At 48.9% G+C, this 8283-nt stretch carries 8 protein-coding genes and 4 pseudogenes; 8 read left to right on the top strand and 4 right to left on the bottom strand.

Features of this window, described 5'->3' with window-relative positions; genetic code table 11:
* Nucleotides 1–121: 121 nt before the first annotated feature.
* From tnpC to tnpA, 3 genes are read right to left on the bottom strand one after another with little or no spacing between them, the layout of a single operon-like run.
* Nucleotides 122–1714, bottom strand: a complete 1593-nt coding sequence (gene tnpC, locus A7090_RS00335; RefSeq protein WP_040118371.1) for an IS66 family transposase — start codon at nucleotides 1712–1714, stop codon at nucleotides 122–124.
* A 30-nt stretch (nucleotides 1715–1744) separates the two neighbouring features.
* Nucleotides 1745–2095 carry an IS66 family insertion sequence element accessory protein TnpB gene (gene tnpB, locus A7090_RS00330; RefSeq protein ID WP_000624677.1) on the bottom strand — a complete coding sequence of 117 codons (351 nt, stop codon included), beginning with the start codon at nucleotides 2093–2095 and terminating at the stop codon, nucleotides 1745–1747.
* Nucleotides 2092–2511, bottom strand: a complete 420-nt coding sequence (gene tnpA / locus A7090_RS00325; protein ID WP_000422695.1) for an IS66-like element accessory protein TnpA — start codon at nucleotides 2509–2511, stop codon at nucleotides 2092–2094. The genes tnpB and tnpA overlap by 4 nt, the downstream gene beginning before the upstream one ends.
* 53 nt (nucleotides 2512–2564) lie before the next feature.
* Here tnpA and A7090_RS00320 point away from each other — a divergent pair.
* The 6 genes and pseudogenes from A7090_RS00320 to A7090_RS00280 all read left to right on the top strand — a co-directional run.
* Nucleotides 2565–3164: pseudogene (locus A7090_RS00320) on the top strand (Tn3 family transposase); the annotation flags it as partial.
* A 31-nt stretch (nucleotides 3165–3195) separates the two neighbouring features.
* A pseudogene (locus A7090_RS00315) lies at nucleotides 3196–3435 on the top strand (DUF2726 domain-containing protein); the annotation flags it as partial.
* Nucleotides 3436–3674: 239 nt separating this feature from the next.
* Nucleotides 3675–3929 (top strand): replication regulatory protein RepA, encoded by a 255-nt coding sequence (locus A7090_RS00310; protein WP_105272587.1) that lies wholly within the window; start codon nucleotides 3675–3677, stop codon nucleotides 3927–3929.
* A 237-nt stretch (nucleotides 3930–4166) separates the two neighbouring features.
* Nucleotides 4167–4241 (top strand): RepA leader peptide Tap, encoded by a 75-nt coding sequence (tap, locus tag A7090_RS26950; protein ID WP_105272589.1) that lies wholly within the window; start codon nucleotides 4167–4169, stop codon nucleotides 4239–4241.
* Nucleotides 4234–5091, top strand: coding sequence for an incFII family plasmid replication initiator RepA (gene repA / locus A7090_RS00295; protein WP_123056911.1), 858 nt, complete (start codon nucleotides 4234–4236; stop codon nucleotides 5089–5091). Before tap ends, repA begins: the two co-directional genes overlap by 8 nt.
* Before the next feature lie 1615 nt (nucleotides 5092–6706).
* Entirely contained in the window at nucleotides 6707–7300 is a 594-nt protein-coding gene (locus tag A7090_RS00280; RefSeq protein WP_105272584.1) for a serine acetyltransferase, read from the top strand.
* A gap of 106 nt (nucleotides 7301–7406) precedes the next feature.
* Here the strand turns inward: A7090_RS00280 and A7090_RS26090 are convergent.
* Nucleotides 7407–7649 (bottom strand): annotated as a pseudogene (locus A7090_RS26090) (DinB/UmuC family translesion DNA polymerase); the annotation flags it as partial.
* Between the two features lie 330 nt (nucleotides 7650–7979).
* On the opposite strand from A7090_RS26090, the pseudogene A7090_RS27195 reads away from it, so the two are divergent.
* Both A7090_RS27195 and A7090_RS26350 read left to right on the top strand, forming a co-directional pair.
* Nucleotides 7980–8099, top strand: a pseudogene (locus A7090_RS27195) (ABC transporter substrate-binding protein); the annotation flags it as partial.
* Nucleotides 8100–8199: 100 nt separating this feature from the next.
* On the top strand, nucleotides 8200–8283 hold an 84-nt coding region (locus tag A7090_RS26350), incomplete at its 3' end, for a hypothetical protein (protein ID WP_241957257.1).

Here is an 8283-nt window from a genome sequence, read left to right as displayed (position 1 = left end):
CAGCGGTAAAACCCGGACAGCCCGGCTGTGGGTCTACGTCCGTGATGACCGTAACGCCGGTTCGGAAATGCCTCCGGCGGTCTGGTTCGCGGTAAGCGTCAACGGAGCACCGTATTGACGCTTATTTATTGGTGAGAACCACGTTCCATGGCAGGAGTTCGTCAACACGGTTGGAGGGCCATTCCGGCAGTACGCTCAGAATATGGCGCAGATACGCTTCCGGATCGATACCGTTCAGACGGCAGGTGCCGATCAGCCCGTATAGCAGTGCACCACGCTCGCCACCGTGATCGCTACCGAAGAACACGTAATTTTTCTTTCCAAGACAGACTGCACGAAGCGCTCTTTCCGCTGTGTTATTGTCCGTCTCCGCCAGTCCGTCATCACTGTAATAACAGAGGGCGTCCCACTGATTCAGTACATAGCTGAACGCTTCGCCCAGTCTGGATTTTTTCGACAGCGTGCCATTCTTCTCCACCATCCATTCATGCAGCGACGTCAGTAACGCTTTGCTTCGCTGCTGTCTGACTGCAAGACGCTCTGACTCTGGTAATCCCCGTATTTCATCCTCGATGGCGTACAGTTCACTGATTCGCTTCAGGGCTTCTTCTGCCGTCGCACTTTTGCTGCTGATGTATACATCGTGGATTTTTCTCCGGGCATGGGCCCAGCACGCAACTTCTGTCAGCGCACCACCTTCACGTTCTGCACTGAACAGCCTGTCATAACCTGTGAACGCATCCGCCTGCAGGATACCCCGGAAGGGGCGGAGGTGTTGCTCCGGGTGTTTCCCCTGCCGGTTCGGTGAGTACGCGAACCAGACCGCCGGAGGAGATGACGAACCCGCATTGCGATCATCCCGGACATACGTCCAGATGCGCCCTGTTTTCGTCTTTTTCAGGCCCGGTGCCAGTACCTTTACCGGTGTGTCGTCAGTGTGAAGCTTGCGGGTATTCATCACATAACGGTACAGGGCATCATTCAGCGGCGTCATTAACTGGCAGCACGCGTCAACCCAGTTGGAGAGTAATGCACGGCTCAGTGCGACACCCTGTCGGGCAAAGATTTCACTCTGACGATACAGTGGCAGGTGTTCGCAGTATTTTCCCGTTAACACGCGGGCAAGTAATCCGGAGCCCGCGATACCACGCTCTATCGGGCGGGACGGCGCCGGTGCTTCAATGATGCAGTCACATTTTGTACAGGCTTTTTTTACCCGTTCTGTGCGGATCACTTTCAGGGCGCTGCTCACCAGTTCCAGTTGCTCAGTACTGACTTCCCCCAGATAATCCAGCTCGCCGCCACATTCCGGGCAACAACTTTCTTCAGACTCCAGACGGTGTATTTCACGGGGAAGGTGTGCCGGTAACGGACGACGATGGCGCGACTGTCGCAACTGGCGGGGAACCTGTGGATCGTCTTCCCGCCCACTGTAACGATCGCTGTCCTGTTCGCGTTGTTTCAGCAGGGCCTCAGCCTGTTCAACTTCACGACGCAGTTTTTCAGAACGGGTACCGAACAGCATCCGGCGCAGTTTTTCTATCTGAGCCCGCAGATGTTCTATTTCCCGTTCATCTTCTTCGATCTTTTCTTCGGCACGTGCCAGTGCAGAGCGCAGGAAGGCCTCCGTCTCTTCAACCAGACTCAGTTGCTGGTCTTTCTGACGGAGCAGGCTTTCCAGTTCTGCAATGCGAATGAGGTATTTCTGACTCATGACCGTTTTTATAATGCGGCCAGGCGTTTTTTACAACATTGTCAGGGCGTTAAGGCGGGATGTTTTTGGCTGACGCCAGTCCAGCTTATCGAGGAGCATTGCCAGTTGCGAGCGGGTAATGGATACCTTACCGTCACGCACCGCAGGCCAGATAAACTGGCCTTCCTCCAGGCGTTTGGTGAACAGGCACAGACCATCAGCATCAGCCCAAAGAATTTTAACGGTGTCACCCCGTCGGCCACGGAAGATAAACAGGTGACCGGAGAAGGGATTAACATTTAACACATGCTGTACCTGTTCACCCAGCCCGTTGAAAGACTTACGCATATCGGTTATCCCGGCCACGAGCCAGATACGGGTACCGGATGGGAGTGAGATCATCTTCCCCTCCCGGTCAGTTCACGAATCAATACAGTGAGCAGCTCTGGTGAAGGATTTTCCAGCGTCATGTTACCGTGACGGAACTCCACCTTGCAGGAGCTGGCACTGACAGTAGTCTGAGTGGATAAGGGCGGAATAAGAGCAGCCATCGGTTCTTTCGGCTCATCAGAGGTTATCTCTACAGGTAATAATTCAAGGCCTGCGTCAGAAGTGGTTGTCACCGGAAGACGCCGTGATATACGCCCTTCGTTTTGCCAGAGTCTGAGCCATTTGAAAATAACATTATCATTGACGCCATTTTCTCGTGCAATCTGAGCCACACAAGCACCGGGTTGTGATGCCAGTTCAACCATACGAAGTTTGAATTCATTCGAATACTTTTTACGAGGTTCTTTTCGCCAGTCCTGTAATTCCATACTTAGATGTCCGTCTGTGTCAGATGGGCGTCTAAATTACCAATTCTTGTCTAATGGCTACATACGGCGGTCGGTTTACGCTTACAGCCGGTCGGATTGACCTGGAACTTATATCCCGGGAGAAAAGCAATCTCGATCGCATCGTTGCCACGCTGGGTCTGAAGGAAATGACACAGGGGACACTGATCCGTAAGTTATGTACATATACAGCAACCAATCCGACAAGGCAGGCAGTATTTGAATATGACCGTCTGATTCGCAGTATTTATACGTTGAAGTATCTGCGCGATCCGCAAATGGAATGCAATATTCGCCGTTCCCAGAACCGGATAGAGTCTTATCACCAGTTACGTGCAGCAGTGGCCAAAGTTGGTGGAAAGAAAGAGTTAACCGGAAAAAACGATATAGAAACGGAGATCAGTAATCAGTGTGATCGCCTGTTCTCCAACGCGATCGTTTATTACAACTCTGCGATCCTGTCACGTTTACTGAGGCGACTGGAAACAGAAGGTAATTAAAAGGCCATTGAAGCTCTGACCAGGATATCACCAGTAGCCTGGCAACCCATTTTGTTAAATGGGCATTATACCTTACAAAATGATAATGAAATCATTGAGTTGGATGCATTTGTAGTCGGTTTAAAACTGGGATGACGGAAATTTCGGCGGTTCCGGCGTAGAACTCCATGTTGATGTGGTTATCGTTGAGCGGCGTTCGTTCAGTATTGTTGCAGCAGTAGAGCTGGATGATGCCAGCCATTTACGACCGGAACGCAGACGCCGGGATATTCTTCTGGAAGAGGTTCTGAGGCAGGCTGGTATTCCGTTGCTCAGAAGCCACGATGCCAAAAAACTGCTGCAGATGACCGGAGAATGGCTGAATACAACAGGGGCTGATCAGCAGTCACCAGAACATCGTAGCTGACGCCTTCGCGTTGCTCAGTTGTCCAACCCCGGAAACGGGAAAAAGCAAGTTTTCCCCGCTCCCGGCGTTTCCATAACTGAAAACCATACTGTTTCACAGTTTAAATCACATTAAACGACAGTAATCCCCGTTGATTTGTGAGCCAACACAGATCTTCGTCACAATTCTCAAGTCGCTGATTTCAAAAAACTGTAGTATCCTCTGCGAAACGATCCCTGTTTAAGTATTGAGGAGGCGAGATGTCGCAGACAGAAAATGCAGTGACTTCCTCATCTGGCGCAAAACGAGCATACAGAAAGGGGAATCCGCTTTCTGATGCAGAGAAACAAAGATTATCAGTGGCCCGTAAAAGAGCTTCGTTCAAGGAAGTAAAAGTATTTCTTGAACCAAAGTATAAGGCCATGCTCATGCAAATGTGTTATGAAGATGGCCTGACTCAGGCTGAAGTTCTGACCGCACTGATAAAAAGTGAAGCGCAAAAACGATGCATGTGATGATGGGCTTACATTCTTGAGTGTTCAGAAGATTAGTGCTAGATTACTGATCGTTTAAGGAATTTTGTGGCTGGCCACACCATAAGGTGGTAGGGAACTGGTTCTGATGTGGATGTACAGGAGCCAGAAAAGCGAAAACCCCGATAATCTTCTTCAACTTTGCCGAGTACGAAAAGATTACCGGGGCTAACAAGAAACTGCATAGAAGCTGTTGCTCTATGCGGGGAGTATAGTTATATGCCCGGAAAAGTTCAAGACCTCTTTCTGTGCTCACTCCTTCTGTGCAACATAAGTGCAGGATGGTGTGACTGATCTTCAACAAACATATTACCGCCAGGTAAAGAATCCGAATCCGGTGTTCACACCCCGTAAAGGTGCCGGAACGCTGAAGTTCTGCGAAAAACTGATGGAAAAGGCGGTGGGCTTCACCTCCCGTTTTGATTTCGCTATTCATGTGGCGCATGCCCGTTCGCGTGGTCTGCGTCGACGCATGCCACCGGTGCTGCGTCGACGGGCCATTGATACGCTGCTGCAGGGGCTGTGTTTCCACTATGACCCGCTGGCCAACCGTGTCCAGTGCTCCATCACCACGCTGGCCATTGAGTGCGGGCTGGCGACGGAGTCTGCTGCCGGAAAACTCTCTATCACCCGTGCCACCCGTGCCCTGACGTTCCTTGCAGAGCTGGGACTGATTACCTACCAGACGGAATATGATCCGCTTATCGGGTGCTACATTCCGACCGATATCACGTTCACACCGGCGCTGTTTGCCGCCCTTGATGTGTCTGAGGATGCAGTGGCAGCTGCGCGCCGCAGTCGTGTTGAATGGGAAAACAGACAGCGCAAAAAGCAGGGGCTGGATACCCTGGATATGGATGAACTGATAGCGAAAGCCTGGCGTTTTGTGCGTGAGCGTTTCCGCAGTTACCAGACAGAGCTTAAGTCCCGGGGAATAAAGCGTGCCCGCGCGCGTCGTGATGCGAACAGGGAACGTCAGGATATCGTCACCCTGGTGAAACGGCAGCTGACGCGCGAAATCTCGGAAGGGCGCTTCACTGCTAATCGTGAGGCGGTAAAACGCGAAGTGGAGCGTCGTGTGAAGGAGCGCATGATTCTGTCACGTAATCGTAATTACAGCCGGCTGGCCACAGCTTCCCCCTGAACGTAACCTCCTCAGAATAATCCGGCCTGCGCCGGAGGCATCCACACGCCTGAAGCTCGTCAGTGCACAAAAAAATCAGCACCACATACAAAAAACAACCTCATCATCCACCTTCAGGTGCATCCGGTTTCCCCTGTTTTTGATGCAAAATACGTCTCGCAGAGGGGCAATTTTGTTTATCCACATTTAACTGCAAGGGACTTCTCCATAAGGTTACAACCGTTCATGCCACAAAGCGCCAGCCGCCAGCCTTACAGGGTGCAATGTATCTTTTAAACACCTGTTTATATTTCCTTTAAACTACCTAATCACATTCATTTAAAAAGAAAACCTATTCACTGCCTGTCCTCTGGACAGACAGATATGCCCTCCCACCGCAAGCGGCGGGCCCCAACCGGAGCCGTTTTAGTTACAACACTCAAATACAACCACCAAGAAACCCCCGGTTCAGCGCAGAACCGAAACCGCAAAGCCCCTCCCTCATAACTGAAAAGCAGCCCCGCCCCGGCCCTCCGGGCCGGAACAGAGTCGCTTTTAATTATGAATGTTGTAACTAAACATCGTCATTGCTTTAAGGCCCCACTGGCTTAGCAGGGCGATGGCCCACTCCGTGAACCATCACCCCGCATACAGGGTATTTTATGTGCAGTTGTCAACCACTGAATCGGAACCCCAAAGGGGCCCCCACGATTCAGAAGTTGACAATTCAGGCCCAAAGAAGAACTAAAGACGGGTAAAAATCGCTGCACGTCTGCCATACACGCTCGTAAGCAGCCCTGACGGCTCACGAACGTAGAGATACGCAACCCCCTTCCGGGGTCACTCCGACCGCGTACAGAAGTATTTTCATCGCTGATAGCCCGTATGAAGAGATGAAGGAGGTCTGGTGACATCCGGACGACTGTGCCTGCTTACGCCGGACTTCGGCGGTTTAGGTCGCCGGTAAATGACGGAGATATTCTGGAGCATGCTTGTCATCAAGGACAAGAAGCTCATTCGTGAGTAAGTTGCTGATCATTTCGCTACCCGGTCTCTGAGCACTGACCAGGTGATATTGTCCTTGAGCGTGGTCCTGTCACTTATTCAGGATCCTTTCTTCCAGTCTGTCATACAATTCGCCTCTGACCCTGTGGCTGACAAGGGCTAATAGTTGTAAATGAAAAGAGAGCCTGGGCACATTCCTCAATAAATGTCTCCGGCAGTTCCTGGCCTGCGTACTGAGTGATGAACGTGAACCCGAAATACGTAATAAATGTACAAAAAGTGCCTGTTTTTACGAGTCTGAGTGACCAGTATTTCTCCCCCGTTTAATGTCATGAATAATTATTGTGTCTATCTTATGGATCAGAGATTTAGATTTAACAAATATCATTAGTTCTTACTCCATCTAAAGCACGATTTACTGTATCAGTAATATATGAAAATGCTAATGCTGCCTCCCCGGAAAACTGATGTATTTGCGTGCATCAGGTTTTATTTCTGTCAGTCATTTTCCTGTTCCGACCTGTCTTTCTGACAGCCTTTTCATTGCAACTGTCATTCTCATGACTGTTGCGTGGTTTCTCTTGCTTATATAAAATACACCTGTCTTCATTATTTTTTCTGAAAATTTCGTATGTTGATAAAAAATCCGATTTCTTATTTTCATATTGGTACCTTTTTATTATCAGAGAAAAAAGGTCATCTTCTGGAATACTGGAAAGCTGAAGTTATCATGCGGGATAACTTTGTTGTTCACCGACTTATCAGGAACGGTATGCAGAGGCAGAGAGGCTTTCTTCTCTGGTGGCGCCTGGCTAATGAAATGTATATATCCGGGAATAAAAAACAACGAAAATGTGCGATTAAGATAAAAAATGCGCTTATGGCAAAGTATGGATGTGATATCGGTCTGGGGGCGCGGATTGGTAAAGGCTTTGTGTTGCCCCACCATTCAGGTGTCGTCATTCACGGTAATGTAAAGATCGGTGAGAATGTGATTATACGGCAGAACACGACCATTGGCGAAAAGGAATCTGACAGCAGAGAAAATTATATTGTTATTGGTGATAATGTCGATGTAGGTGCCCATACATGTATTATCGGGCTTAACGTAAAAATAGGTAGTAATGTAAAAATTGGAGCGATGTCTTTTATTATGGAGGACGTTCCGGATAACTGTACTTATGTTACCAGGAAAGAATCCCGGATAATAATGCGTCAACTATGATGATATCACACAGTTTAATGGTATTGTTGATTGAGAATTTAATCCTGACGGGGGAGTTATGGCCAGAAATCAGGAAGTAAGGCCTCCCCTTGATTAGTGGGATTTTCTTCTTACTTTGTTTTAGTTCCATGCATTCTTTCCCTTTTCCCGGCTGTGCTATACCCGATGGTGTGAAATCAGCCAGCATGACTCCTGCCTTCATATAGCGGCACCCTTCACGCCAGACATGGTTTAACGCTCTGCATGCTGCGGCAATAATGTCCCGGCTGTCCTGTGTGGGCAATGAAAGCTTTTCCACTGCGGCATTGCTGTAACAGGGTTCTTTTACTGCAAAGGGGGATGTCCGCATCCCCATTACCGTCTTGTATCACTGGTGCTGACACGTACACATGAGGACATTTTTACTGATCTGCTATTGCGAGTGCGATTAACACATTTGAGCGATGTGTATGATTGAGGAATCATGGTAAATAACAAACCATAATTTGAATCCAGCGTATGCGGCTGGGTTGATTATTAGTATGGATAATGTTTAGCATCTTGTGTTCGATATTATATTGATTGAGAGATAAATGTAATGAAAAAAATTCTTTTACCTCTGACTATCATGGTCTGTAGTCTGGCTTCTGTATATGCCTCTGGTGCAGAAAAGAATAAATCTTCTCCGCTGAAGTCAGTTAACGTCGTTACCTTTCAGGGAGGATGGAATCTTCCTGTATGGGTCGCGCAGCAAAAAGGTTTTTTTGCAAAGAACGGTCTGGATGTCGAAATGGAATATACGGCTAATTCCGGGCAGCTAAATAGCTGCCCGGAATAGTAGATCACTTTGAGGGAACTCAGCCCGAATTGTGCGATCTGATCAATCGCCAAAAATCACAAATCACCAACCGGACTGAGCGATGCCGATCATAGCACCAATTTCCCGTGACGAACGACGCCTGATGCAGAAAGCAATCCATAAAACGCACGATAAAAATTATGCC

The organism is Escherichia sp. MOD1-EC7003, from assembly GCF_002965065.1.
Classification (GTDB): Bacteria; Pseudomonadota; Gammaproteobacteria; order Enterobacterales; family Enterobacteriaceae; genus Escherichia.
Note: the sequence above shows the minus strand (reverse complement) of the source record. Positions and strands in the feature narration are given on the sequence as shown.

Coding starts and splice junctions, on each gene's coding strand:
- tnpC (WP_040118371.1), bottom strand. CDS start 1,714: ATGAGTCAGAAATACCTCATTCGCATTGCAGAACTGGAAAGCCTGCTC.
- A7090_RS00280 (WP_105272584.1), top strand. CDS start 6,707: ATGTTGATAAAAAATCCGATTTCTTATTTTCATATTGGTACCTTTTTA.
- tnpA (WP_000422695.1), bottom strand. CDS start 2,511: ATGGAATTACAGGACTGGCGAAAAGAACCTCGTAAAAAGTATTCGAAT.
- A7090_RS00310 (WP_105272587.1), top strand. CDS start 3,675: ATGTCGCAGACAGAAAATGCAGTGACTTCCTCATCTGGCGCAAAACGA.
- tnpB (WP_000624677.1), bottom strand. CDS start 2,095: ATGATCTCACTCCCATCCGGTACCCGTATCTGGCTCGTGGCCGGGATA.